This window comes from Breznakia sp. PF5-3 (assembly GCF_029504745.1).
Taxonomy (GTDB): Bacteria; Bacillota_I; Bacilli_A; order Erysipelotrichales; family Erysipelotrichaceae; genus Breznakia.
Window position 1 is genome coordinate 21,409 of record NZ_JAQFIQ010000015.1, and the last position, 26,131, is coordinate 47,539.

26 protein-coding genes are annotated in these 26,131 nt (G+C 33.8%); 25 read left to right on the forward strand and 1 reads right to left on the reverse strand.

All coding sequences use genetic code 11. The features are described from left to right. Nucleotides 1-57: 57 nt before the first annotated feature. The 10 genes from M2475_RS05095 (at nt 58) to M2475_RS05140 (ending at nt 10,288) form a co-directional block, all read left to right on the forward strand. Nucleotides 58-711: a uracil-DNA glycosylase gene (locus M2475_RS05095; protein WP_277490037.1), complete on the forward strand. Its 654-nt coding sequence runs from the start codon at nt 58-60 to the stop codon at nt 709-711. Then, entirely contained in the window at nt 711-1,949 is a 1,239-nt protein-coding gene (locus M2475_RS05100; RefSeq protein ID WP_277490038.1) for a folylpolyglutamate synthase/dihydrofolate synthase family protein, read from the forward strand. The genes M2475_RS05095 and M2475_RS05100 overlap by 1 nt, the downstream gene beginning before the upstream one ends. Nucleotides 1,950-2,058: 109 nt before the next feature. After that, nucleotides 2,059-2,874, forward strand: coding sequence for a folate family ECF transporter S component (locus M2475_RS05105; RefSeq protein ID WP_277490039.1), 816 nt, complete (start codon nt 2,059-2,061; stop codon nt 2,872-2,874). 79 nt (nt 2,875-2,953) lie between these two features. Continuing rightward, on the forward strand, nt 2,954-3,919 hold the full coding sequence (gene pta / locus M2475_RS05110) for a phosphate acetyltransferase (RefSeq protein WP_277490040.1): 966 nt from the start codon (nt 2,954-2,956) through the stop codon (nt 3,917-3,919). 238 nt (nt 3,920-4,157) lie between these two features. After that, complete coding sequence (locus M2475_RS05115) at nt 4,158-5,330, forward strand: glucose-1-phosphate adenylyltransferase (RefSeq protein ID WP_277490041.1); 1,173 nt, start codon at nt 4,158-4,160, stop codon at nt 5,328-5,330. Next, a complete protein-coding gene (gene glgD / locus M2475_RS05120; protein WP_277490042.1) occupies nt 5,330-6,445 on the forward strand; it encodes a glucose-1-phosphate adenylyltransferase subunit GlgD in 1,116 nt (371 codons plus the stop codon). The genes M2475_RS05115 and glgD overlap by 1 nt, the downstream gene beginning before the upstream one ends. A gap of 9 nt (nt 6,446-6,454) precedes the next feature. Further along, a complete protein-coding gene (gene glgA / locus M2475_RS05125; RefSeq protein WP_277490043.1) occupies nt 6,455-7,894 on the forward strand; it encodes a glycogen synthase GlgA in 1,440 nt (479 codons plus the stop codon). 114 nt (nt 7,895-8,008) lie between these two features. After that, nucleotides 8,009-9,517, forward strand: a complete 1,509-nt coding sequence (locus tag M2475_RS05130; RefSeq protein WP_277490044.1) for an IMP dehydrogenase — start codon at nt 8,009-8,011, stop codon at nt 9,515-9,517. 125 nt (nt 9,518-9,642) lie between these two features. Further along, nucleotides 9,643-10,002, forward strand: coding sequence for a desulfoferrodoxin family protein (locus M2475_RS05135; protein ID WP_277490045.1), 360 nt, complete (start codon nt 9,643-9,645; stop codon nt 10,000-10,002). A 31-nt stretch (nt 10,003-10,033) separates the two neighbouring features. Next, nucleotides 10,034-10,288, forward strand: coding sequence for a TfoX/Sxy family DNA transformation protein (locus M2475_RS05140; protein WP_277490046.1), 255 nt, complete (start codon nt 10,034-10,036; stop codon nt 10,286-10,288). Between the two features lie 31 nt (nt 10,289-10,319). Here the strand turns inward: M2475_RS05140 and M2475_RS05145 are convergent, their stop codons facing one another. Continuing rightward, nucleotides 10,320-10,811, reverse strand: coding sequence for a hypothetical protein (locus tag M2475_RS05145; protein ID WP_277490048.1), 492 nt, complete (start codon nt 10,809-10,811; stop codon nt 10,320-10,322). 137 nt (nt 10,812-10,948) lie between these two features. Between M2475_RS05145 and M2475_RS05150 the strand changes: the two genes are divergently transcribed. The 15 genes from M2475_RS05150 (at nt 10,949) to gmk (ending at nt 26,026) form a co-directional block, all read left to right on the forward strand. Beyond that, nucleotides 10,949-12,127, forward strand: coding sequence for a phosphoglycerate kinase (locus M2475_RS05150; RefSeq protein WP_277490049.1), 1,179 nt, complete (start codon nt 10,949-10,951; stop codon nt 12,125-12,127). Between the two features lie 11 nt (nt 12,128-12,138). Beyond that, complete coding sequence (gene tpiA, locus M2475_RS05155) at nt 12,139-12,882, forward strand: triose-phosphate isomerase (protein WP_277490050.1); 744 nt, start codon at nt 12,139-12,141, stop codon at nt 12,880-12,882. A gap of 196 nt (nt 12,883-13,078) precedes the next feature. Beyond that, nucleotides 13,079-14,242: an ABC transporter substrate-binding protein gene (locus M2475_RS05160; RefSeq protein WP_277490051.1), complete on the forward strand. Its 1,164-nt coding sequence runs from the start codon at nt 13,079-13,081 to the stop codon at nt 14,240-14,242. A gap of 77 nt (nt 14,243-14,319) precedes the next feature. Next, a complete protein-coding gene (locus M2475_RS05165) occupies nt 14,320-15,207 on the forward strand; it encodes a branched-chain amino acid ABC transporter permease (protein WP_277490052.1) in 888 nt (295 codons plus the stop codon). A 3-nt stretch (nt 15,208-15,210) separates the two neighbouring features. Next, complete coding sequence (locus M2475_RS05170; RefSeq protein WP_277490053.1) at nt 15,211-16,167, forward strand: branched-chain amino acid ABC transporter permease; 957 nt, start codon at nt 15,211-15,213, stop codon at nt 16,165-16,167. 1 nt (nt 16,168) lies between these two features. Then, the gene (locus M2475_RS05175; protein WP_277490055.1) at nt 16,169-16,945 is read left to right on the forward strand and encodes an ABC transporter ATP-binding protein; all 777 of its coding nucleotides are present in this window, start codon (nt 16,169-16,171) and stop codon (nt 16,943-16,945) included. Between the two features lie 7 nt (nt 16,946-16,952). Beyond that, on the forward strand, nt 16,953-17,657 hold the full coding sequence (locus tag M2475_RS05180; protein WP_277490070.1) for an ABC transporter ATP-binding protein: 705 nt from the start codon (nt 16,953-16,955) through the stop codon (nt 17,655-17,657). Nucleotides 17,658-17,660: 3 nt separating this feature from the next. Next, nucleotides 17,661-18,308, forward strand: a complete 648-nt coding sequence (locus tag M2475_RS05185; RefSeq protein ID WP_277490056.1) for a CBS and ACT domain-containing protein — start codon at nt 17,661-17,663, stop codon at nt 18,306-18,308. A gap of 246 nt (nt 18,309-18,554) precedes the next feature. After that, the gene (locus tag M2475_RS05190) at nt 18,555-19,472 is read left to right on the forward strand and encodes an ABC transporter permease (RefSeq protein WP_277490057.1); all 918 of its coding nucleotides are present in this window, start codon (nt 18,555-18,557) and stop codon (nt 19,470-19,472) included. 16 nt (nt 19,473-19,488) lie between these two features. Further along, entirely contained in the window at nt 19,489-20,424 is a 936-nt protein-coding gene (locus M2475_RS05195) for an ABC transporter permease (protein ID WP_277490059.1), read from the forward strand. A gap of 15 nt (nt 20,425-20,439) precedes the next feature. Then, nucleotides 20,440-21,447 (forward strand): ABC transporter ATP-binding protein, encoded by a 1,008-nt coding sequence (locus M2475_RS05200; RefSeq protein ID WP_277490061.1) that lies wholly within the window; start codon nt 20,440-20,442, stop codon nt 21,445-21,447. Further along, entirely contained in the window at nt 21,448-22,425 is a 978-nt protein-coding gene (locus M2475_RS05205) for a dipeptide ABC transporter ATP-binding protein (RefSeq protein WP_277490062.1), read from the forward strand. A 17-nt stretch (nt 22,426-22,442) separates the two neighbouring features. Then, on the forward strand, nt 22,443-24,083 hold the full coding sequence (locus tag M2475_RS05210; protein WP_277490064.1) for a peptide ABC transporter substrate-binding protein: 1,641 nt from the start codon (nt 22,443-22,445) through the stop codon (nt 24,081-24,083). A 130-nt stretch (nt 24,084-24,213) separates the two neighbouring features. Then, nucleotides 24,214-25,440, forward strand: coding sequence for a M24 family metallopeptidase (locus M2475_RS05215; protein WP_277490066.1), 1,227 nt, complete (start codon nt 24,214-24,216; stop codon nt 25,438-25,440). A gap of 13 nt (nt 25,441-25,453) precedes the next feature. After that, nucleotides 25,454-26,026: a guanylate kinase gene (gene gmk / locus M2475_RS05220; RefSeq protein WP_277490067.1), complete on the forward strand. Its 573-nt coding sequence runs from the start codon at nt 25,454-25,456 to the stop codon at nt 26,024-26,026. Nucleotides 26,027-26,131 lie beyond the last annotated feature (105 nt).

Consider the following 26,131-nt stretch of genomic DNA (forward strand, 5'->3'; position numbering starts at 1 on the left):
ATATTGTGCGTTTAAAATAAATAAATATGATATAATTGCAACGATGAGGTGATGTACATGGATATCGAGGCAATTGTCCAAGAAGAAAAAGAAAAAGAATATTTTAAAAAATTGGCAAAATATATAAATAGTCGCTATATTAATTCTACGGTATATCCACCAAAAGAAAAGCTATTTGCCTGTTTAAAAGAGTGTGATATGAATGATGTGAAAGTGGTTATCTTGGGGCAGGATCCATATCATCAAAAAGGGCAAGCTATGGGCTTATCTTTTTCGGTACCAAAAGGTGTTAAAGTACCACCAAGCTTAGTGAACATCTACAAAGAATTACAAGATGATTTGGGGGTTGATTTACCTAATCATGGAGATTTAACAAGCTGGACAAAACAAGGTGTGTTATTAATGAATACGGTATTAAGTGTTGAAGATAGTAATGCTAATTGTCATAAAGGAAAAGGTTGGGAAATTTTCACGGATCGAATTATGCGTGAATTAAATGACTATGATAAACCATTGGTGTTTATTTTGTGGGGTAAGCCAGCACAAGAAAAAGCAAGGTTAATAGATAATCCTAAGCATTTATTGTTGAAGAGTGTACATCCATCGCCGTTGAGTGCTTATCGAGGTTTCTTTGGTAGTAAACCATTTTCTAAAGCAAATACTTTTTTGAAAGCAAACGGAAGAAATGAAATAGATTGGAGAATTGTATAGTGGTTTTTAAAAATTCATATGAAGTGATTGAAGCGATAGAAGTGAAAAAGCGCAATGGAATTGATTTGAAAAGCTTTAAAGCTTTTATGGATTCGCTAGACAATCCACAGTGGAAACTGAAATGTATTCATGTTGGTGGTACAAATGGAAAAGGTAGTACTACCAATGTAATGAGAAGTATTTTACAAAAAGCAGGGTATAAAGTAGGAACATTTACTTCTCCCTATTTGGAAAGACATCATGATCGTATTCGTATCAACGATGTTTTCATTGAAGATGAAGTAATTACTCAATATGCTAATGTATATTATGAAGAATGGTTAAAATTTGATTTGAGTATGTTTGAGATTGATATGTTTATAGCAGTGAAATATTTTCTTGATCATCAAGTTGATATTGCCATTTTTGAAGTAGGACTTGGTGGAGATCAAGACGCAACCAATATTGTTGATCCTATGGTAAGTGTTATTACGAATATAGGATTGGATCACATGGAGTTTTTAGGTAATACATATGCTTCCATTGCTACTGCAAAAGCAGGAATTATTAAAAAAAATAGAGCCTTGGTAACAAGTGAAAAAAGAGAAGAATGTCTTACTATTTTTAAAAATAAATGCAAAGAAATGAATGTGAAGATGTTGGAATGTGGTGAAATAGAAAATATTATAGTAGATAAAGAATTAGCTTTTGACTATAAGGGGTTTCATGTAAAACAAAATACATTGGCAAAGTATCAAGCTTTGAACACAGCATTAGCGATAGAAACGATGCTTTATTTAAGAAACCATGATTTGGTTGATATAAGTGATGAGGATATTTTAAAGGGTATTTATGATGCAAAATGGAAAGGACGTTTTGAAGTTATTCAAAAACATCCATTGGTAATTATTGATGGCGCTCACAATGAAGAAGGCATAAAGGCGCTTGTTGACTCATGTCAAAACTATGATAATATAAGAATATTGTTTAGTGCATTAGTAGATAAACCTTATGATAAGATGTTAGATGCACTTCTAAGCTTAACAGAGGATGTAACGGTATGTGAATTTCCATTTGTACGAGCAGCAAGTGCAGAAACGATTAGCAAAGATCATGATGTGAGAATCATCAAAGATTATAAAGAAGCAATTCATGCTTTGATGGATGAAGCACATACACTATTAATTTGTGGATCTTTATATTTTATCTCTGATGTAAGAAACTATTTTTTTGAGAAAGGAGAGTCTACTCTTAAGTAGAAGTCTTAGAATGTACGCATTGTGAAAGAATGCGGAATTTACGCCTGTGGAGTGTACGCACGTCAGAAGCAGGAATTCTAATACTCATGTAGTGAGTAGCATTAGTAAAATGAATGCAGGAATTGTTCAAGTAGTTTGTATTGTTTTTTTAATTGTATTGTTTGGTTTGGTTTTTAAGAGGTACCCTCTTGAAATGACGATTCGAAATCTAGTATTGGCATCGTTATTTGTTTTGATAAGTGTCATCTTAAATGCTATTTCAATTATGATTCCCTTCTTTGGGGTTCCAAGTGTAAAAATTACATTTGCATTATTACCATTGATGATTTCAGGTGCTGTATTATCACCAAGTTGGGCATATTTGGTTGGATTTGTAACAGATTTGGTTGGCTTGTTAATTACACCAACGGGGTTTCCCTTCTTTGGGTTTACTTTAAATCATGTATTAGTAGCAACTTTGCCAGCAATCTGGTATCAAAGAAGTGTTAAGTTAAAACCAAAAATAATTCAAAGGTTAATAAATATTAGCTTTGTTTCATTAGCAGTATTAGCTTCGCTTTATATTTTAAGCATTAATCAAGTGTCAATAGAAAAAAAGGTGATTGAAATAACATTGCTCATAAAAATATCCTTGATTACTTTTATCTTTTTATTCGTGATTGTGATGTTTATTATTTTGCATTATGTTCGAAAACGCTTAAGTGAAGAAGCGGCAGAAGAATTAGCTAAATGGATGGTGGTTGCCTTGAGTATGGAATTGTTGATATCGTTGATGTTAACGCCTTTCTGGCTAGATGTCATGTATGGTATTCCTTGGTTTATCTCAACCTTTATTCGGGTGGTTAAAGCTTGTGTAATGATACCGATAAACATTACTGTTGGATATAGTTTAGTAAAAATAGTCAAAAGGATATCTTTTTCATAAGATATCCTTTTTTTAATGGAAAAATAAGAGTATAATGTAGTCGGTGAGTCAATTATAAAGGAAAAGAGGTAATTTATAAATGTTAACTTGTATGCTTGATAAGATTAAAGGAAAAGATGTGAAAATTGTTTTTCCTGAAGGTAATGATGAGCGTGTGTTAGAAGCAGCAATTCGTTTGTATCGGGAAAAGATACTCATTCCAATTTTGTTAGGAAATAAGATGGAAGTGAAAGTAAAAGCAGAGGAATATGGATTCAATATTGATGGTATTGAAATTATAGATCCTCTAACATATCCAGATTTAGAAAGTATGATTCAGAAGATGATTGATCTTCGTAAAGGAAAAATGAATGCCCAACAATGTCGTGAAGCTTTGGAAAAAACAAACTACTTCGGGACGATGTATGTGGCAATGGGATTAGCTGATGGACTTGTAGGAGGGGCTACATATTCTACAGCGGATACTGTAAGACCAGCATTACAGCTGATTAAAACGAAACCAACATCACATATTGTATCAAGTGCTTTTATTTTGGTGCGTGGAGATGAAAAGTATGTAATGAGTGATTGTGCGATTAATATTTCACCAAGTGAAGATGATTTGGTAGAGATTGCAATCGAAACTGCAAATACAGCAAGAGTGTTTGGGGTTGAACCAATTATGGGATTACTTTCTTATTCAACGCTAGGTTCTGGTAAGGGAGAAGCAGTTGATAAAGTGCGTAATGCAACGGAACGTTTAAAACTTATGGATTTGGATTTCAAAGTAGATGGAGAATTTCAATTTGATGCAGCGATTTCGCCTGGTGTCGCGAAAACCAAAGCGCCAGATTCAGAAGTTGCAGGAAAATGTAATACGTTTATATTCCCGTCAATTGAAGCTGGGAACATTGGGTATAAAATCGCCCAGCGTTTAGGTGGGTTTGAAGCATGTGGACCAATTCTACAAGGATTAAATGCGCCTATTAACGATTTAAGTCGTGGTTGTAATGCAGAAGAAATCTATAAGCTAGGAATTATTACAGCAGCACAAAAATATATTTAAATCACTCAATGAGTGATTTTTTTAATATCTCTGTAGAAAAGATACTATAAAAATTTAGGTTTTAGAAAAAGGAGAGTGTATCTACAAGTGAATTTATGAAGTTATGTCTTCTAGGCATACCAAAAATTCCAAATATCGACCAAAAAGAACTCATTTTCGTTTGTCTGCGTAGTATTTATGATAAGAACATAGTATGATAGTTATAATAAATAACAAATTTCCAAAAGGGGGGAAAAACATGCGAGCAAACAATATGATTGCTATGATTTTGGCTGGTGGAAGAGGGTCAAGGTTACACGCTTTGACAAGTAAGGTTGCGAAACCAGCTGTTTATTTTGGTGGGAAATATCGAATTATTGATTTTCCACTTAGTAACTGTGCGAATTCAAATATTGATATCGTCGGAGTACTTACACAATATGAATCGGTTTTACTAAATGCATATGCAAGTCAAGGGATACGATGGGGGCTTGATACCTTTGATAGTGGTGTTTATGTATTACCACCAAGAGAAAAAGCGGATTCAGACTTAGATGTTTATCGAGGAACGGCAGATGCAATTACGCAAAATATTGATTTTTTAGATCAATATAATCCAGAGTATATTTTAGTATTGTCTGGGGATCACATCTATAAGATGAACTATGAAGAGATGTTACGTTATCATGTGAGTGAAAAAGCTGATGTGACAATTGCGGTTCTTGAGGTTGATATGAAAGAAGCTAGTCGTTTTGGAATTATGAATACAGATAGTGAAGGAAGAATTGTAGAGTTTGAAGAAAAACCCGAGCATCCTAAAAGTAATTTGGCAAGTATGGGAATTTATATTTTTAATTGGAAACTATTACGTAAAGAGTTAATTGAAGATGCTAAAGATGAAACATCTTCACATGATTTTGGAAAAGATATTATTCCTAAATTGTTGGAAGAACATAAGCGATTGTATGCATTTACTTATTCTGGATATTGGAAGGATGTAGGAACCATTGATTCTTTATGGGAGGCAAACATGGATCTCTTATATAAGAATGAAGAAATAAATTTGAATGATTCTTCATGGAAAATCTATACAGAAGACACATCTTCTCTTCCTCAATATATTAGTGATACAGGTGAGGTTATTCACTCCTATATCAATCAAGGGTGTGTAATCAATGGAAAAGTAGAACGTTCCGTATTGTTTACAGATGTGAAGATTGGAAAGGGTGCTAAAGTTAGAGATGCAGTATTGATGCCAGGTGCAGAGGTTGGCGAAAATGCGATCGTTGATCGTTGTATCGTAGCTGAAAATGTACACATTGGTGCAGGGTGTAAAGCTGGAGATGCAAAAGGTGAACATATTGAATTAATATCTAAGAATGTGAAGAAAGAGCGTCCAAAAAAGACGAAAGTAAAAAGGGGGAATAGATAATGTGTGATGCATTTGGTGTTGTGATTTTCTCGGGAACGAATGTACATATCGATGGAATTGAAGATTATCGTTCTATAGGATCCATTTCTTTTTTAGGAAGATATAGAGTTATTGATATTCCTTTATCAAATCTTACGAATTCGGGGATTGAAACAATTCAGTTGTATGTGAAAAATAACCCTCGTAGTATTATTGATCACGTTGGTACAGGTAGACATTACAATATTAATTCAAAACGGGGATCATTAGATATTTTATTTGGTAATGGGAAATCACTTTCGGAGTTTTATCGTAGTGATATTGCAACGTTTGATTATAATCGCTCAGCTATTGAAAATATGAGTCAAAAATATGTTGTAGTAGCAGCGAACTTTATGTTATATAGTATTGATTATAATGATGTAATTGAAGAACATATCAAAACGGGTGCAGATGTAACAGTGCTATATAAGAATGTTGATAATGCGAAAGAAGCATTTATTAATTGTGATGTTTTAAATTTAAATAAGCAAAAAGGAGTTTTATCGATTGATCGCAATCGAGGAAATTTCAAAAATAAAAATATCTCAATGGAATCTTATGTTATGAGTAAAGAAATATTCTTAGCGATGGTTGATCAAGCAGTAAATACAAGTTCTTTATATTGGATGCGTGATATTTTGAATGATGCATCAACATATTTAGATATTCGTGGGTATCAATATAAGGGATACTTAGCAGCAATTAATTCTTTTGCTTCATATTATCGTTGTAATATGGAGTTATTGAATCCAAGAAATCGATCTCGATTATTTAAAGAGGATTGGCCAATTTATACAAAAACCAATGACTCATCACCAACACATTATTTTTCAACAGGTAGTGCAACAAATTCTTTGGTGTCCAATGGATGTTGTATTGAAGGGCGTGTTGAAAATAGTGTAATTGGTCGTGGCTGCAATATTAAAAAAGGTGCGATTGTTAAAAACTCAATTATTTTTCCTGGTAGTGTAGTCGGGGAAGATGTGAGTATTGATTATACAGTTATTGATAAGAAAGTAATCATATCAAAAGTAAAAGAGGTTAATGGAACCCTTGATCAGCCAGCGTATGTAAAACGCGATGATCGTATTTAGGTAAATGTTATGAAAAGTGCATTATATGTTGCGGCAGAAGGTTTGCCATATATTAAAAGTGGAGGTTTAGCAGATGTAATTGGATCGCTTCCTAAAGCGATTCAATCACATGGAGTAGAAGTAAGAGTTGTTATTCCTCTTTATTTAAAGATTGCTGAAAAATATCATGAGGAATTAAAATTTATTAAAGAGTACTTTGTAAGCATCAATTATCAAGAAGTTCCTGTACGATTGTTACAGAGTGAATATGAAGGTGTAACATATTATTTTATTGAACACCAAGGTTATTTTGAAAGAGAAGCTATGTATGGGTATGGAGATGATGGAGAACGGTTTGCATATTTTCAAAAAGCAGTATTGGAAATGTTGAATCAGTTGGATTATTTTCCCGATATTCTTCATTGTCATGATTGGCATACGGGAATGATTCCTGTTATGTGTAAAGAGAATTATCAACACGATAAACGTTATCGTCAAATGAAGCATGTGTATACTATTCATAATCTTGCATATCAAGGAAACTTTTCAAAAGACATGTTGGATAGTTGTTTAGGATTATCAATGCAATTATATGATAATGGAAATGTACGCTTTGATACAGGAATTAGCTTCATGAAAAGTGGTATCGTATATGCAGATCAAGTGACAACGGTTTCACCTACATATGCACAAGAGATATTAACATCAGAATATGGTGAACACTTGGAGCATGTATTGCAAATGCGTGCTCAGAATTTAACTGGAATTGTCAACGGAATCGATACTGTAATGTGGGATCCCAAAACAGATGTGAATATTGATGTTAATTTTAATCAAGTAAATGTATTTAAGAAAAAAAGTGAAAATAAAACAGCATTACAAAAAGAACTTGGTTTAAAAGTGGATCCAGATGTCTTCTTGTTAGGTATGGTAACAAGACTAACGGGGCAAAAAGGATTAAACTTGGTTCAAGAACAAATGTCATGGTTAATTGATTCCAATATCCAGATGATTATCTTAGGAAGTGGAGATCAATATCTAGAGGATGAATTTAATGCTGTGGAAGCTGGAAATAAAGGAAAGTTTGTATTTTATTGTGGCTATAATGAAACGTTGGCACATAAAATATATGCAAGTTGTGATGGCTTTTTGATGCCATCGAAGTTTGAACCTTGTGGGATATCACAATTAATTTCTTTACATTATGGAACCTTACCAATTGTTAGAGAGACAGGTGGATTGAAAGATACCATCACCCCATATAATGAGTTTACAGGAGAAGGAAATGGATTCTCTTTTGCTAATTTTAATGGTTGGGAGATGATGGAGTGTGTCAAGCGAGCACTTCATGTATATTATGATAACCCAGCAGCATACCGTAAGCTTATTAAAAATGCAATGAAGGGTGATGTTAGTTGGGATAAAAGTGCAGTAGAATACATTGAAATGTATAAAAAAGTAATAAAATGAAGCAGATTTTTATAAATCTGCTTTTTAAGTATCGATAAAGAGTTGACTTCCTTTTTTAAAGCTTTATAATATAAACAACAAATTTAATAAAAACAATAAGGAGGACTATAATTCATGGCATTTTATTTTAAAGAACCATCACGCACTTTTAGTGAATATTTATTGGTACCAGGGTATTCTTCTAGAGAATGTACACCAGACAGTGTTTCATTAGCGACACCACTTGTGAAGTATAAGAAAGGTGAGAAACCTGCAATTACAATGAACATTCCTCTTGTAAGTGCAATTATGCAATCTGTATCAGGTGAAAAGATGGCGGTTGCATTAGCAAAAGAGGGTGGTATCGCTTTTATTTATGGATCACAAACAATCGAGGAAGAAGCAAATATGATTCGTCGTGTAAAAGCAACAAAAGCAGGTTTTGTGCCTAGTGATTCTAATATCAAACCAACGGATACATTAAAAGATGTTATCGCATTAAAAAAACGCACAGGACATGGAACGATTGCAGTAACGGATGATGGAACTTCAGAAGGAAAAATCGTAGGAATTGTAACAACAAGAGACTATCGTGTATCAAGAATGGATTTGAATACGAAAGTGGAAAGTTTTATGACACCTTATGAGAAGTTGATTTATGGAGATGATGGTATTTCTTTATCCGAAGCAAATGACATTATTTGGGATAATAAATTAAATGCATTACCAATTATAGATAAGAATCAACGTTTAAAATATTTTGTGTTTAGAAAAGATTATGATTCTCATAAAGAAAATCCAAATGAATTATTAGATTCTCATAAACGATATATTGTAGGAGCTGGAATTAATACTCGTGATTATGAACAACGGATTCCTGCATTGATTGAAGCAGGGGCAGACGTACTTTGTATTGACTCAAGTGAAGGATTCTCAGAATGGCAGAAAATCACATTGGCTTGGGTTCGTGAAAAGTATGGAGACAAGGTAAAAGTTGGGGCAGGAAATGTTGTTGATCGTGAAGGGTTTAGATTCTTAGCAGAAGCTGGAGCAGATTTTATCAAAGTTGGAATTGGTGGAGGTAGTATCTGTATCACACGTGAACAAAAAGGAATTGGACGTGGACAGGCAACTGCTTTGCAAGAAGTTGCAGCAGCACGTGATGAATATTATGAAGAAACAGGGGTATATGTACCAATTTGTAGTGATGGTGGAATTGTCCATGATTATCATATTACGCTAGCACTTGCCATGGGTTCAGATTTCTTAATGTTGGGACGTTATTTTTCAAGATTTGATGAATCACCAACAAAGAAAATTAGTGTAAATGGAACATATATGAAAGAATATTGGGGTGAAGGTAGCGCCCGCGCTCGTAACTGGCAACGTTATGATATGGGTGGAGAAGATGAGCTTTCTTTTGTGGAAGGTGTTGATTCTTATGTACCTTATGCAGGACGTTTGAAAGATAATGTTGGCTTAACCCTTAGTAAAGTAAGACATACGATGTGTAACTGTGGATCACTTAGTATTGATGAACTTCAACAAAATGCTAAGATTACCCTTGTATCTTCTACAAGTATTGTAGAAGGTGGAGCACATGATGTTGTGGTAAAAGAAGGAAATTATGATCAAAAAAAATAACTCTTTAGAGTTGTTTTTTGTTGCAATTACCTTGATTGCAATGTTCTTTTATTTTCCGGTCATATGAATAGAGTTCCATATGTAGTGGTGATAGAATAAAATTAAGATAAAAAGGAGATTTAAAGATGAAATTTATTAAATGTGAAGATTGCGATTCAGTTGCGTTAGTATTAAGTGATGGCAAAGTGTGCAGCGGTGAAGAAAATGAGTTAGTGCCAAATACAGTGGATGCTGCGCAAGAAAAACATGTTCCATATGTGGTGAAAGAAGGTAATATTTTAAAAGTTCAAGTTGGTGAAGTTGAACATCCAATGTTGCAAGAACATCATATCGAATGGATTTTGGTAGAAACAAAAGCTGGAAGTATGATGAAACGTTTAAATCCAGGTGAAAAGCCATATGCGGAATTTAACATTGAAGGTGAAGAAGTTATCGCAGTATATGAATATTGTAATTTACATGGTCTTTGGAAAAAAGAAATGTAATCTGTTATTTATTATATATTAATGAACTTTTATGATGAAACTTAGAGAGATGAAAAACATTGGTAAAACAATGGAAGAAAAACTTAATTCAATTGGTGTATTTACGCCAGAAGAATTAATTGATATGGGTAGTAAATGTGCTTATGAAGAATTGAAAAAAGAATATTCAAATGTTTGCTTAGTGCATTTATATACTTTAGAGGCCGCAATTTGTGATATTGAAATATCCGAGTTGCCAGAAAATATAAGAAGAAATTTAAAAGATTTTTCAGATGCAATAAATTAAAAGCTGTTGATCATTAAGATCAGCAGCTTTTTTAGATATCCAATAAATTGTTAAGTTCTTTGACAACAATGTTTGCATCTATATTTGAATATAGATCATCATAATATTGAACATATTTAATTTCGTCATATTCATTGATGATAAAGATAGATTTTACTAGAGAACTAATTTCATAAATATAAGTTCCAGTATAGCGTGCAAAATTACGTAATTTAAAATCTGATAAAAACTTAAATGTTTTTAATTTTTTTGAAGAGCCTAAACGTTTTTGCGTGTAAACGGGTTCGTTAGAAATTAAATAAAAATCAATGTCTTCAAAATCTTTAAAAATGGTATCAAGTTTTGCAATTTCATTCATGATTGCATGGTTCCCAAATGAAGGTACCGTGATGTATACTTTGTTTTTCTTAATCATATGTAAATCAATTTCTTCTTCATGGTTATCAAAGATAACGATATTTGGTAATCTAGTACCAGCTGTGATAGGTTCTAGATTTCTAGTATATAAATGTTTTTTCTGCATAAAAATCTCCTTGATACTATTATATTATAAATAAAGAAAATATAGTAGTTTAAAAATGTGAAAAAATTCTCAATAAGCCTTTAACAAAAAAATGTAAAGTGATATAATTATATCGATTTGAAAAATAGGAGGCTATTATGGCAAAGAGAACTGTAAAAGATTTAGATGTTGCTGGAAAGCGCGTCATTTGTCGAGTTGACTTCAATGTTCCTAGAAAAGATGGAGTCATCACAAACGATAACCGTATCGTTCAAGCGTTACCAACAATTAACTATTTAATTGAAAATAATGCAAAAATTATTTTAATGTCACACTTAGGTAAAATTAAGACTGAGGAAGATAAAGCAAAGAACAACATGGATGTTGTAGCAAAAGCTTTAGCAGAAAAAGTGAACACAAAGGTTACTTTCTCTAATGCAACAAGAGGGAAAGAATTAGAAGATGCTGTTGCAAACTTAAAAGATGGTGAAATTGTAGTTGTACAAAATACTCGCTATGAACCAGGAGAAACAAAAAATGATCCTGAATTATCAAAATATTGGGCTAGTTTAGGTGACTTATTTGTTGAAGATGCTTTTGGGTCTGTGCATAGAGCGCATGCTTCAACAGTAGGAATTCCTTCTATTTTACCAAATGCATTAGGTTTCTTGGTAGAAAAAGAAGTTACAATGCTTGGTAAAGCAGTGGATAATCCAGAAAGACCATTTGTTGCAATTATTGGAGGAGCGAAGGTTTCTGATAAAATTGCAGTTGTTGATAATTTATTGAAGAAAGCTGATAAAGTTATTATTGGTGGAGGTATGGCATATACTTTCATGAAAGCTATGGGTGGCGAAATTGGTACTTCTCTACTTGAAGAAGACAAAGTAGCATTAGCGAAAGAATATTTGGAAAAAGCTGGTGATAAATTAGTATTGCCTGTAGATAATGTATGTGCAGATAAATTTGCTGCTGATGCAAACACACAAGTATGTGAAAGTGGAAAAATTCCAGCAGATTGGATGGGATTGGATATTGGTCCTAAAACAATTGAATTATTTACAAAAACACTACAAGGTGCTAAAACCGTTGTATGGAATGGTCCTATGGGTGTATTTGAAATGGAACCATTTGCTAAAGGAACATTGGCTGTATGTACAGCAATTTCTGAATTACCAGGAGCTACAACCGTAATTGGTGGTGGTGACAGTGCAGCTGCTGCAATTCAATTAGGGTTTGCAGATAAGTTCTCTCATATTTCAACTGGAGGGGGAGCTTCATTAGAATATATGGAAGGAAAAGAATTACCAGGTATTGCGGTAATTTCTGATAAATAAGGAGAAATATAATGAGAAAACCTATTATTGTTGGAAACTGGAAAATGAATAAAACAATTGCTGAAGCAAAAGCTTTTATTGAAGCTTGTGATGGCAATGCACATGATGGGGCTACATTTGGAGTAGCAACTTCATTTATTGCATTAAATGATGCAAATAAAGCAGCTAAGAATTTAATTGTGGCTGCCGAAAACTGTCATTTTGAAGACAATGGTGCCTTTACTGGTGAAGTGTCTGTACCAATGTTGGAAGAAATCAATGTAAAATACTGTATTATCGGACACTCTGAAAGAAGAGAAATGTTTGGGGATACAGATGAAACAGTGAATAAAAAAGCAAAACGTTTAATTGATGCTAATATTACACCAATTCTTTGTATTGGTGAAACAGAAGCACAATATGATGCTGGCGAAACAGAAGCAGTGATTCGTAAACAATTAACTGGATCATTGGCTGATCTTTGTTCAAAATGTGTTTCAAATATGGTAATTGCATATGAACCAATTTGGGCAATTGGAACGGGAAAAAGTGCTACGAAAGAAGATGCTCAAAAGTGTTGTGCAATCGTTCGTGACCAAGTAAAAGTTATGTATGGTGAAGATGCAGCGAATGCTGTAAGAATTCAATATGGTGGATCAGTAAAACCTGATAACATTGTTGAATACATGGCTTGTCCAGATATTGATGGTGCATTAATTGGTGGTGCTTCATTAAAAGAAGACTCATTTAATGATATTATGTCAAAAGTAAAATAATAGTAATCTAAGGATCAAATTCGAAATGGATTTGATCTTTTTTATTTTGATAAACAGTATTTCTATGTAAGCTCTTACATTAATTGTTTTTACATTTTTCATTAACCTGAAAAATATTCTTTGTTTTTTACATTTTATGTATTATAATTATAGTAATATTTAAAATATAAATTGTGATTATACGGAGGAGAGTAAAATGAAAAAGATTTTTAGTGTTTTAGCTGTTTCATTTTTAGCACTATTCGCACTTGCTGGATGTGATGATGGCGGTTCGGATTCGGATACGATTCGTGTTGGTGTTAATTATGGAACAACAGGTCCATACGCAACGTATGGAACATCTAGTGTTGAAGGAACAAAATTAGCTGTTAAAGAAATTAATAAAAACGGTGGAATTAACGGTAAGAAAATTGAACTTGTTGAAATGGATAACAAATCAGATACAAATGAAGCAGTTAATATTGCAACAAAGCTTACAACAGAAGAAGATGTTGTTTTAACTTTAGGACCAGAAGTATCAGGGAATACAAAGGCAGCAATTTCGGTTGCAAATAAAAATAAAATTCCTTTGATTTCTCCATCTGCTACAGATGATAAAGTAACTGTGAATAAAGATGGTTCAGTTACTGAATATGGATATAAGATGTGTTTTAACGATTCTTATCAAGGAAAAGCATTGGCTCAATATGCAATTGCTCAAGGTAAAACAAAAGCGGTTATTTATGGAGATAGTTCAAGTGACTACTCAAAAGGTTTAACCAAAGCTTTTGAAGAAGAGTTCAAAAAACAAAATGGAACAATTGTAGCTAGTGAAAACTATGTTGAAGGTGATACAGATTTCAATGCTGCTCTTACTAATATCAAAGGTAAGGATTTTGATGTTTTATTTATTCCAGGATATTATAATGAAGCAGGTTTGATTATTAAACAAGCAAGAACGCAAGGAATTAATCAAATGATTTTAGGAGCAGATGGTTTTGATTCACCTACTCTAATTGAATTGGGTGGTACAGAAAACTTAAAGGATGTATTCTTTACAACGCATTTCTCAATTGCAGAGGAAAACAAAGACATTGATAACTTTATTGCTGCATACAAAGATGAATTTGGAAAAGAACCAGATGCGTTTGCTGCATTAGGATATGACCTAGGATATTACATGGCAGATTCTATTGAAAGAGCTGGAGATGATATAACACCTGAAACAGTAAATAAAGCATTATCAGATACAAAAGCAAAATTTTCTGGAATTACGGGAAGTTTCTCAATGGGGAAAGATCATGTTCCTGTGAAAACAATCAAGATTGTTGAGTTACAAGCTGGCGAGCCTGTGAATGTAGTTAACTTTGATGTGAAGTAAAAGCATATCAAATAAATATATAAATAGGTGAAATGTAAATTTCACCTATCTTTATTTTTAGAAAGTGAGGAATATGTGTGAGTCAATTTATTCAGCAATTGATTAATGGATTGTCCATTGGTAGTGTGTTTGCTTTAATTGCACTTGGATATACCATGGTATATGGAATCATTAAATTAATCAATTTTGCGCATGGGGACATTTATATGGTAGGAGCCTTTGTTGGCTATTTTTGTATTACAAGATTGGCGAGTGGGTTCTTTGGACTGATTTTAGCCTTGGTGATAGCAATGGCAGCTTGTGCCATACTAGGTGTCATTATTGAAAAGGTGGCGTATAAGCCATTGCGAAACGCTTCGAGGATAACAGCGCTTATTACAGCGATGGGAGTGTCCTATTTTCTACAATACACAATGGTGTATTTCGTAGGACCATCAAAACGGGTTATGCCAGCACCATTTGAAAATACGGTTTTTAAAATTGGTGGAATTACCTTTAATTTATCTACAGTTATTATTATTGCTGTTACAATATTTTTAATGTTGTTATTGCAATATGTAGTAAAACGTACAAAGATGGGAAAAGCGATGCGTGCCGTATCGGCAGATCCAGATGCAGCTCGTTTGATGGGAATTAATGTAAATCAAACAATTTCATTTACGTTTGCGATTGGAAGCGCCTTAGCGGGTGCTGCAGGAGTACTAATTGGTATTCATTATAATTCAATTGAACCTTTAATGGGAACAATACCAGGGTTAAAGGCGTTTATTGCTGCTGTTTTTGGTGGGATTGGTATTATTCCTGGAGCAATGTTTGGAGGGATATCGATTGGTGTTATTCAAACGTTTGCGGCAGGGTATATTAGTTCTTTATGGCAGGATGCGGTTGTGTATGCACTTTTGATTTTTATTCTTGTTGTAAAACCAAGTGGTTTACTTGGCAAGAACGTGAAAGAGAAGGTGTAGTATATGAAACATTTATTTACGAAGAAGAATTTGATGTGGCTATTGTTTGGAGCTCTTATTTGTATTGCGATGTATTTTGTATTTGGAGTCGTTACGCAGAAATGGCAAAAAACATTGATTACAGCTGCTTATTATATAATTGGGGCATTGGGACTTAATTTAATTATTGGTGTCAGTGGACAGTTTTCATTAGGACACGCAGGATTTATTGCTATTGGTGCATATAGTGTAGGTGTTGTTTTTCAAGGGGATGCGACATTAGCGAATTTTGCATTAGGAATTGCAATTGGGGTAGTAATCACTTGTGCGGTAGCACTTATTATAGCAGTACCTACGTTTCGTTTGCGTGGGGATTATCTAGCTATTGCAACGCTTGGTTTTTCAGAAATTATTAGAATTGCAATTCAAAATATGAAAATTACAGGTGGTGCTAGTGGTCTTAGTTATTTGAGTTTTGAAAACATTAATGATCATGGAATGTTTTTAATGATGTTGATTACGATAGTGCTTAGTATTTTATTGATTGTAAACTTTGTTAAGTCTTCACATGGCCGGGCAACTATTTCGGTTCGCGAAGATGAAATTGCATCTGAGGCAATGGGAGTAAATACAACAAAATATAAGACAATTGCTTTCTTAATTGGAGCAAGTTTAGCAGCCATTGCAGGTGCTTATGTTGGACCGATGAACTTCTTTATCAAACCTGGAGATTTTGGATTTCAAAAATCAATTGATGTTTTGGTAATTGTTGTTCTTGGTGGTATGGGGTCTTTAAGTGGTACCGTAATTGCAGGTATTTTTATTGCTGTAATTAATACGCTATTACAAAATTATTCAGATATTCGAATGATCCTATATGCTATTATTCTTGTGACAACGATGATTTTTAGACCAAAAGGGCTTTTTGGAAATAAAGAAATCACAGATATTTTTTCAAAGAAACGTAAGGAGGCTGAATAACATGGCAATTCTATCGGTAAAGAGTTTAACGAAGAATTTTGGTGGGTTATGTGCAAACTCCAATATAAATATGGAAATTGAAAAGGATGAACTAATAGGTTTGATTGGTCCTAATGGTGCTGGAAAAACAACTCTGTTTAATATGCTAACAGGCGTTTATGAGCCAAGCGAAGGACAGATTGTAATTAATTTTGATGGAAAAGAAAAGGACATAGCTGGAAAAAAACCTTATGTGATAACTAAAATGGGGATTGCTAGAACTTTTCAAAACATTCGTTTATTTAAGGATTTAACGGTTCTTGATAATGTGAAGATCGCTATGCATAAAGATGTGCAGTACAATCTTTTGCAAGCAATTTTTCGAACACCAAAGTTCTTTAAAGAAGAAGAGCGTATGGAAAAAGAAGCTAATGAGCTTTTGAAAATATTAAAGTTGGATACAAAAATAGGGGAGTTAGCTTCTAACTTGCCTTATGGAGAGCAACGACGCCTAGAAATAGCGAGGGCACTTGCAACAAATCCTAAATTATTATTTTTAGATGAACCAGCAGCTGGTATGAATCCACAGGAAACGGCAGAGTTGACAGAACTTATTCGGTTTATCAAAGAAAAGTTTGAAATCAGTGTTGTATTAATTGAACATGATATGTCGCTTGTAATGAATTTGTGTGAACGTATTTATGTACTTGATTATGGAAAGTTAATCGCTTCTGGAAATCCTGAAGAAATTGCGCAAAATCCACGCGTAATTGAAGCTTATCTAGGGGAGGAAATTTAATATGGCAATGTTGGAAATAAAAAAATTGGAATTGAACTATGGCGTTATAAAAGCTTTAAAAGGAATTGATATGGAAGTTAATCAAGGTGAAATTGTTACTTTGATTGGAGCGAATGGAGCTGGAAAATCTTCTACATTAAAAGCAATTTCAGGAATTGAAAAAATCAGTGGTGGTGAAATTTTGTTCAATGGGGAAGAACTTTCAAAAATGAATGCCCAGGATATTGTGAAGGTTGGTGTATCGCAGGTTCCTGAAGGAAGGCGTATCTTTGCTGGGATGAGTGTATTAGAAAATTTAGAGATGGGCGCTTATCTTCGTAAGGATGCGGAAGAAATAAAAGAAAGCTTAGAACTTGTATATAAGCATTTTCCAATTCTAAAAGATCGAAGCAAGCAAAATGCTGCAACATTATCTGGTGGTGAACAACAGATGCTAGCTATGGGAAGGGCATTGATGTCCAAACCGAAGTTATTATTATTGGATGAGCCAAGTATGGGATTGGCACCAATTTTGGTGAAATCAATTTTCTCTATTATAAGCGACATCAAGGAACAAGGGACAACAGTATTGCTTGTTGAACAAAATGCAAGGATGGCATTGTCGATTGCAGATCGGGCGTATGTTATGGAAACAGGTAAAATTGTACTTAGTGGGAATGGAAAAGAATTGATGGATAGTGAAGAAATCCAGAAAGCATATCTAGGAGGATAAAAGATGATTGTAAAGGAAAGAATGAGTAAAAACTTATTAACGATTACCAAAGAAGATAAAATTGATAAAGCCATCGACATCATGACGAGTCATGGATTACATCGTCTACCTGTTGTAGAAGGAAAACAATTGGTTGGGTTGCTGACAGAGGGTATGATTTCTCAACGTGGGGCAAGTAAAGCAACAAGTTTAAGTATCTTTGAATTGAATTATTTACTTTCAAAAACAAGTGTGGAAACAATCATGGAAAAGCATGTTCATACAATTTATGAAAATCAATTCATTGAAGATGCTGCAGTTAAAATGTTGGAATATAATATTGGTTGTCTTTTGGTTCTTGATGAAAAAGATGAGTTAGTAGGAATTATAACGCAAAACGATTTGTTTAAATCGTTTATTGAAATTCTTGGGTACCATGACAAAGGTACACGTTTAAGTGTTGAAGTTGTAGATGGACTTGGAGTTTTGGAAAAGATTACCAAAATCATTGGAAAGTATAATTGTAATATTCTTCATATTGGTGTGTATGATGGTGAAGATGGAAAAACAAATATTATTTTTAGAATTGATAGTTTGGATACAGATGGAATTAAATCAGAATTAGAAGAAAATGGATATAAAGTATTGAATATTACAAAAAATGAAGTATAATTATTACAGTAAGAATGTTCAATGGGGAATAACATTGGGCATTTTTTATTATTTATATATGGTTTTCAGATAAACAAAAAAGATTTATGAAAGAAAGAAAAAAAGTTAAAAAATACTTAAAATTTTTACATTTTTTAGTGAAACGCTTACATAAATTATGAAATGACATAACATTAGGGGTCATAAATTCTTGAAAATGGTGTATAATTAGTGTATTCTAAAGAAATAGAAAAGGTTTGGTGAATTATGGCAAAATATATTACAAAACGTGTCTTGATAGGAATACTGACATTGTTTGTACTAACAACAGCGACTTTCTTTTTAGCAAAAGCCACGCCAGGGTCGCCGTTTAGTGCGGAACGATATCGTAATGAAGAGGCACGTGAAAAGGCTATGGCCAAGTATAACTTGGATAAGCCGGTTATGGAGCAGTATTTCCTGTATCTACAAGGTATTACTGAAGGAGATCTTGGAGAAAGTTATATTCAACAAGGACGTACTGTTAATTATTATATAGAGGAGGGGTTTCCAGTAACGGCTAGACTAGGGTCGATAGCTTTCATTATTGCGTTAATTGCTGGTATCGGAATTGGTACTGGTGCAGCGTTATCCAAGAAGCGATGGATCAATAATGTGTGTATGTTTATTGCAACGATTGGGGTTAGTATACCATCTTTTCTGATTGCATTATTATTACAGTTATTCATAGGAGTCCAGTTAGGATTGTTACCGTTCATAGGTTTATATGGACCTGAATATTACATTATGCCTGCATTCTCTTTAGCACTTTATCCAATTGCGATGATTGCGCGTTTGACGCGTAGTAGTTTGTTAGAGGTAATGCGACAAGATTATATTGTATTAGCAAGATCAAAAGGAACACCATATCGTATGGTGGTTTTACGACATGCATTAAAAAATGCAATGTTACCAGTTATTACGTATGCAGGACCAATGTTTGCATTTTTGTTAACTGGTAGTTTTGTTGTTGAGACAATCTATTCAATTCCTGGAATTGGGGCAACCTTTGTTCAATGTGTAGTAAATCGTGACTATCCATTGATTATGGGGATGACCATTTTCTTAGGATTTATCATTATCACATTCAATATATTGACAGATTTAATATCTGCAGCGGTTGATCCAAGGATCAAGTTGAAGTAAAAAGGAGGCGATTGATATGGAAGAAAATAAAACAAATGAAATACAATTAAATCCTGAGCTGTTTGAAAAGTTAGATGATTCTGAAAAAAATGCTGAGAAAATAGCATATGAGAGTAAAACTTACTTTGCAGATGCATGGTCAAGATTTAAACAAAATAAATTAGCTTTAGTAGGATTAACATTTTTAGTAATTATGATATTAGCTTGTATATTTATTCCAATGATATCATCTTATTCATTTGATGAAGGTGATAAACTTGCGAAAAACTTGGCGCCAAGTATGGCACACTTTATGGGTACTGATAAATTTGGTCGTGACATCTTTATTCGTATTCTATATGGTGGACGAATTTCATTGAGTGTTGGATTCATTGCTGCATTCATTTCGTTAGCTGTTGGAGTAGTGTATGGTGGAATTGCAGGATATGTCGGTGGAAAAGTGGATATGCTTATGATGCGTTTTGTCGACATGATGTATTCCATTCCAGACTTATTATATGTTATTATGATATTAGTAGTGCTAGGATCAAATTTGACTTCACTTTTAATTGGTATCAGTGTGTCTTCTTGGATGGGAATGGCAAGACAGGTACGTGCACAAATTATGACATTAAAGGAACAAGAATTTTCACTTGCTGCGTATGTATTGGGGGCAAGTAGAACAAGAATTTTATTTAAACATTTATTAATCAATAGTATGGGACCAATCATTGTGTCAGTAACAATGCTTGTACCAAGTGCGATTTTTTATGAAGCGGTATTAGGATATTTGGGTATTGGGTTAGCACCTCCTCAAGCAAGTTGGGGAACGTTAGCGAACGATGCGAGAAGAATGCTTTCAAGTGCACCACTTCAAACATTCTGGCCAATTATTGCAATTTGTTTAACAATGTTGGCATTAAACTTTATTGGTGATGGATTAGGCGATGCCTTAGATCCTAAGAAGAAGTAGGGGGTTGATTTAGAAATGAGTATGTTAGAAATAAAAAACCTCTCTACTGAATTTAGTACTGAAAATGGAACTGTACAAGCAGTTAGAGATGTTTCATTGCATGTTGAAAAAGGTGAGGTTTTAGGTGTTGTAGGTGAGTCAGGATCTGGAAAGAGTCAGACGATGTTCTCCGTAATGGGGTTATTGGCTGGTAATGGAAAGGTCGTAGAAGGTGAAATTCACATTGATGGTAAAGACATCTCACCACTTAGTTTTAAAAAAGCAAAAGAATATGATGCGGTTATGAGTGATATTCGGGGAAATGATATGGCAATGATTTTCCAAGATCCAATGACGTTCTTGAATCCTGTATTACGGATTGAAAAACAATTGATTGAACCGATTTTGAACCATAATGATATTTCGAAAGCGGAAGCTAAAGAAAGAGCAATCGAATTGATGCGTAAGGTAGGAATTCCTTCACCAGAGAAGCGAATTCGCCAATATCCATTCCAGTTTTCTGGGGGAATGCGTCAACGTATTATTATTGCCATTGCCTTGGCATGTAATCCAAAAGTAATTATTGCGGATGAACCAACAACGGCTTTGGATGTTACTATTCAAGCACAGGTGTTGGATTTAATTGGAAATTTGAAAGATGAATTAGATTCGGGAATCATTATGATTACCCATGACTTAGGAGTTGTTGCAAGTATTTGTGATCGAATCGCTATCATGTATGGTGGTAAGATTGTTGAAATTGGGACAGCAGATGAAATTTTCTATGAACCAAAGCATCCATATACAAAAGGATTACTGGATTGTATTTCAAATCCAGAAGATTTAGATAAGAAAGAATTGCGACCAATACCAGGTTCGCCTCCAGATTTATTGAATATTGGAAAGGGATGTCCATTTACAGATCGTTGTGAAAAAGCCATGAAGATTTGTAAGCTGGAAATGCCTGACACAAAAGTGTTTAGTGATACGCACAGTTGTGCTTGTTGGCTAACACATCCAATGGCAAAGAAGGAGGGGAATTAGATGAGTGATCCAATTCTTACAATAGAAAACTTAAAAGTACACTTCCAAATTGCTGGTGGATTGTTTACTAAAAAACAGATTGTTAAAGCAGTTGATGGAATAAGCTTCTCAATAATGCCAAAGGAAACATTTGGTCTTGTTGGAGAAAGTGGTTGTGGAAAGAGTACAACCGGTAGAGCGATTGTTAAGATCAATCAACCTACAGATGGAAAAATATTTTTTGAAGGAAGAGACATTACGAAGATCAAAGGTGCAGAATTAAGACAATTCCGCAAGGATGTTCAAATGATTTTCCAAGATCCTTATGCGAGTTTAAATCCGCGTATGACAGTTGGTGAAATTATCCGTGAACCAATGGATATTCACAACATATTTAAAACAAAACAAGAAAGAGAAAATAGAGTTCGTGAACTTCTTGAGATTGTTGGTCTAAAACCAGACCATATTCGTCGTTACCCACATGAGTTCTCAGGTGGGCAAAGACAACGTATTGGGATCGCTAGAACATTAGCATTGAATCCGAAATTTGTTGTCTGTGATGAGCCGATTTCTGCTTTGGATGTTTCTATTCAGGCGCAAGTTATAAACCTGTTGGAAGATATTCAAGAAGAAATGGGGATTTCTTATTTATTCATTGCTCATGATTTAAGTATGGTGAAACATATCTCAGATCGTATTGGAGTAATGTACTTAGGAAATCTAGTTGAAGTTGGGGAAAGTGACGATGTTTATCGCCGTCCACTTCATCCATATACACAAGCATTATTGTCGTCAGTGCCAATTCCTGACCCAAAAACTGCTCGTGAAAAGAAAAGGATTGTATTGGAAGGGGAACTTCCTAGTCCAATCGATCCACCTAGTGGTTGTGTGTTTCGTACACGCTGTCCAAGTGCCACAGAAAAGTGTGCACAATCTAAGCCTCCTACAGTAAAAGTAGGAAATCGCTTAGTAGCATGTTTCTTGTATGATGAAAACTAAGGAGGAGAAAGATTCAAATGAAAAAACTATTTAGTGTTTTAGGATGTTTCCTACTTGCTGCAACAGTTCTAACTGGTTGTGGTGGTGGCGGAGACGACAAAGAAACAAAAGCCAAAACCGAATTAAATGTTGCAATTGGTGGGGATGCAGAATTTCTTGACCCAGCAGTAGTTGATGATTCAATCACTGCTAACATTCTTAACCAAATGTATGATGGATTATATACATTAGATCAAGAAGGAAATGCAGTTCCTGATCTTGCAGAAGCTGAGCCAGAAATCAGCGAAGACGGATTAACTTATACAATTAAATTAAAAGAAGGAATTAAATGGAGTGATGGTGAAGAATTAAAAGCGAGTGACTTCATCTATGCTTGGAAAAGAGCAGTTGCAATTGGTGCTGCTGAAGCATACTACTCTACATTTATTTCTGACAATGTAGCAAATGCTGAAGATGGAAAAGCAGTAGCTGATGAAGACTTTGGTGCAAAAGCAATTGATGATTACACAATTGAAATTACATTGAAAAAGAAAACACCATACTTCACAGCATTGATGACAAATACTGTATTCTACCCAGTGCGTGAAGACTTTATTAAAGATGGTAAATTTGATGAATTAGAAAGTAAATGGGCTGATGAAGCAAAATTCCCAACGAATGGTGCTTTCTATGCTTCAAAAATCAACTCTAAGAGTAAAGTTACATTAAGTAAAAACAAAGAATACTATGAAGCTGATGACGTTAAATTGAAAAAAATTAACTTTATCGTTATGGCAGATACAGATGCACAAACAAATGGATTCAAGAGTGGTGAAATTGATTTCGCAACACAAGTAAACAATGAAACTGTACAAGCTGATGCAGACTTAGGTGAAAAAGTTTACTTAATTGATCCATATGTAATTAACTACTTCGTATTGTTCAATGCAGGAGAAGAAAACACTGTTCCTGAATTGAAAGATCCAGAAATTAGATTGGCAATTTCTCAAGCGATTGACCGTGAAGAAGTATTAGATGTATTTGGATATGGAGATTATTCTTATGAACTTAAAGGTTTAGTTCCAAAAGGAATCCCAGGTGTTGATGGTGACTTCCGTGAAGAAGCAGATAAAGAAGAAGAATATTCAGGATCTGACTTAGAAAATGCTAAGAAAATCATGGAAAAGAAAGGTTTCAATAAAGATAACAGATTGAAATTATCTTACAAATACAATGACTTACCACAACATAAAGATGTTGCTCAAGCGTTACAAGCATCATTAAAAGATGCTTATATCGATCTTGAATTAATCGGTAGTGAAAAAGAAGTATTCTTTACTGAAAGAGATAAAGGAGACTTTGAATTAGCTCGTCATGCTATGTCAGCTGACTTTATTGACCCAATGGCATACTTAGATATGTACAATGGATTTACTAAAGCTGGAAACACAGTAGATGATGCAGAATACGAAAAATTATTAGCTGAAGCAAATGCAGAAGATGATGCAGACAAACGTTTAGAAAAATTGCATGCAGCAGAAAAATACCTAGTTAAAGATATGAACTATGTAGTTCCTTTATTAGGATATTCTGATCCAATTTTAAAAGCTTCTAACTTAGAAGGTGTATTCTCTTCTCCAGAGGGACATTACAACTTAACTAGAGCAGAATTTAAATAAAATTAATCTATATATTCTTCCTTTTATAGGAAGAATATATAAAATAAAGCATTCACTTTATGAATTGGATATTTTTATACTAATAAAAATATGGAATAGTGAATGTTTTATTTTATATAGGAGGTAGAATATGAAAATCAAATCTATTCAAGAACAGTATAAAATAAAAGACATTTGTTTACAGGAGCGTTTAGATGATATTGTTCCAAGTGTAATGTTGGAGTATGATGTGGATGCTTGGTTAGTTGCATCAAAGGAATATCATGAAGATCTTGTATTTGATGCTTTGACACCAGCTAGTTATCTTACGGCAAGAAGAATTACGATGGTTGTCTTTGTGAAACGTGATGGAGTTGTCAGTAGACACTCTTTAAGCATGCCTGACAGTGAATTGAATAAGTTTTATCCCCAATATTGGGATATGAGTAAAGAAACACAGCTAGAGGCCTTAAAACGCTTTTTGGAGGAATATGATCCAAAATCAATTGCTATTAATATATCAAAAGACTTTACCTTTGCTGATGGTCTTAGTTATGGATTGTATACACTTTTTAATGAAGCACTACCAAAAACATACACAGATCGTTTTGTAATTGAACCAATGATTCCAATCAAGGTAATGGAAATTAGAACTAAAAGTGAATTGTCATTATATCCTGAAGTATTAGAAGTTGCTTTTTCTGTAATGGAAGAGATGTTTAGTACAAAGCAAGTAACACCAGGGAAAACAACATGTGCAGATTTAGAATTTTTTATGATGCAAAAAGTAAGTGATCTAGGATTAACATATTGGTTTAGTCCAACTGTGGATATTCAAAGAGAAGGTCATGAAGGTGTTATCTATGATGGTGTAATTGAAGAAGGCGATTTATTACATTGTGATTTTGGGTTGAAGTATTTAAATCTATGTACGGATACACAACGCTTAGCCTATGTTGCAAAACAAGGAGAGAATGAAGTTCCTAAATGGATGTGTGATGGATTTGTAATCAATAATCGTTTTCAAGATATAGTATGTGAAACAATGCAAATTGGGAAATCAGGAAATGAGGTATTGGCTGAGTCTTTGGCGAAAGCCAAAGCAGAAGGAATTGATGTAACACTATATTCTCATCCATGTAATATCTATGGACATGGACCAGGGCCAACAATTGGTTTATGGAACAATCAAAATTCAATTCCATATAGTGGTGATATTAAAATGTCAGCAAATACAGTTTATGCATTAGAATTGAATATAAAAGAAACGCATGATAATATCAGTTATACATTTTTCAGTGAAGAAACTATCGCTTTTTTGGAAAATAGTGTACAATTTTTATATAGAGGTAGAAAACAAATTTACCTTATAAAATAGAGAGGTGATAATCATGGGTAAAAAAGGAATTTTGGTTATCTTAACAGGAGCCAGTAGTGTAGGGAAGAGTAAGATTCGTGATCTACTGATGCAGGATAAAGATTTAAAATTATTCTATTCTATTTCGATGACCACAAGAAAACAAAGAGCAAATGAGGAAGATGGAAAAGATTATTACTTTGTCGATTTCAAAGCTTTTGCGGAGGCGCTTAAAAATCATGAATTATTAGAATTTACAGAATTCGATGGTTATTATTATGGTACGCCAAAAGAGCAGGTTGACTTTTTACTATCTACAGGAAAGAATGTTCTTGTTGAAGTGGAAGCACAAGGAGTTGGACAAATAAAATTGCAATATCCTGATAGTATTGCATTCTTTGTAAAACCGAGAACGATGGAAGAGTTAAAAGAACAAATTTTAGAGCGCTATAAAGATAACGATGCTAGTGCAGCGCGAAGAATTTCTAAAGCAAGTGTAGAAATGGATCTTGAACCACTTTTTAAACATGTTGTAGATAATAGTGACCCTGAAAAAGCAAAAACTGAAATTAAGAAAGTTATTCTTGAAAAAATGACAAATAAGTAAGAACTACATGTTTGATGTGAACCCATAAAGTTGGACACGTTATTATTTAAGCGCTTAAACTTGAGGATTGTTCTCTGTATGCTACAGGGGATAATCCTTTTAGTT

Excerpts from the sequence above, each read along its gene's own strand:
- M2475_RS05095 (WP_277490037.1), top strand. The coding sequence starts at position 58 with ATGGATATCGAGGCAATTGTCCAAGAAGAAAAAGAAAAAGAATATTTT.
- M2475_RS05105 (WP_277490039.1), top strand. The coding sequence starts at position 2,059 with ATGAATGCAGGAATTGTTCAAGTAGTTTGTATTGTTTTTTTAATTGTA.
- pta (WP_277490040.1), top strand. The coding sequence starts at position 2,954 with ATGTTAACTTGTATGCTTGATAAGATTAAAGGAAAAGATGTGAAAATT.
- M2475_RS05115 (WP_277490041.1), top strand. The coding sequence starts at position 4,158 with ATGCGAGCAAACAATATGATTGCTATGATTTTGGCTGGTGGAAGAGGG.
- glgD (WP_277490042.1), top strand. The coding sequence starts at position 5,330 with ATGTGTGATGCATTTGGTGTTGTGATTTTCTCGGGAACGAATGTACAT.
- glgA (WP_277490043.1), top strand. The coding sequence starts at position 6,455 with ATGAAAAGTGCATTATATGTTGCGGCAGAAGGTTTGCCATATATTAAA.
- M2475_RS05130 (WP_277490044.1), top strand. The coding sequence starts at position 8,009 with ATGGCATTTTATTTTAAAGAACCATCACGCACTTTTAGTGAATATTTA.
- M2475_RS05135 (WP_277490045.1), top strand. The coding sequence starts at position 9,643 with ATGAAATTTATTAAATGTGAAGATTGCGATTCAGTTGCGTTAGTATTA.
- M2475_RS05140 (WP_277490046.1), top strand. The coding sequence starts at position 10,034 with ATGATGAAACTTAGAGAGATGAAAAACATTGGTAAAACAATGGAAGAA.
- M2475_RS05145 (WP_277490048.1), bottom strand. The coding sequence starts at position 10,811 with ATGCAGAAAAAACATTTATATACTAGAAATCTAGAACCTATCACAGCT.
- M2475_RS05150 (WP_277490049.1), top strand. The coding sequence starts at position 10,949 with ATGGCAAAGAGAACTGTAAAAGATTTAGATGTTGCTGGAAAGCGCGTC.
- tpiA (WP_277490050.1), top strand. The coding sequence starts at position 12,139 with ATGAGAAAACCTATTATTGTTGGAAACTGGAAAATGAATAAAACAATT.
- M2475_RS05160 (WP_277490051.1), top strand. The coding sequence starts at position 13,079 with ATGAAAAAGATTTTTAGTGTTTTAGCTGTTTCATTTTTAGCACTATTC.
- M2475_RS05170 (WP_277490053.1), top strand. The coding sequence starts at position 15,211 with ATGAAACATTTATTTACGAAGAAGAATTTGATGTGGCTATTGTTTGGA.
- M2475_RS05175 (WP_277490055.1), top strand. The coding sequence starts at position 16,169 with ATGGCAATTCTATCGGTAAAGAGTTTAACGAAGAATTTTGGTGGGTTA.
- M2475_RS05180 (WP_277490070.1), top strand. The coding sequence starts at position 16,953 with ATGTTGGAAATAAAAAAATTGGAATTGAACTATGGCGTTATAAAAGCT.
- M2475_RS05185 (WP_277490056.1), top strand. The coding sequence starts at position 17,661 with ATGATTGTAAAGGAAAGAATGAGTAAAAACTTATTAACGATTACCAAA.
- M2475_RS05190 (WP_277490057.1), top strand. The coding sequence starts at position 18,555 with ATGGCAAAATATATTACAAAACGTGTCTTGATAGGAATACTGACATTG.
- M2475_RS05195 (WP_277490059.1), top strand. The coding sequence starts at position 19,489 with ATGGAAGAAAATAAAACAAATGAAATACAATTAAATCCTGAGCTGTTT.
- M2475_RS05200 (WP_277490061.1), top strand. The coding sequence starts at position 20,440 with ATGAGTATGTTAGAAATAAAAAACCTCTCTACTGAATTTAGTACTGAA.
- M2475_RS05205 (WP_277490062.1), top strand. The coding sequence starts at position 21,448 with ATGAGTGATCCAATTCTTACAATAGAAAACTTAAAAGTACACTTCCAA.
- M2475_RS05210 (WP_277490064.1), top strand. The coding sequence starts at position 22,443 with ATGAAAAAACTATTTAGTGTTTTAGGATGTTTCCTACTTGCTGCAACA.
- M2475_RS05215 (WP_277490066.1), top strand. The coding sequence starts at position 24,214 with ATGAAAATCAAATCTATTCAAGAACAGTATAAAATAAAAGACATTTGT.
- gmk (WP_277490067.1), top strand. The coding sequence starts at position 25,454 with ATGGGTAAAAAAGGAATTTTGGTTATCTTAACAGGAGCCAGTAGTGTA.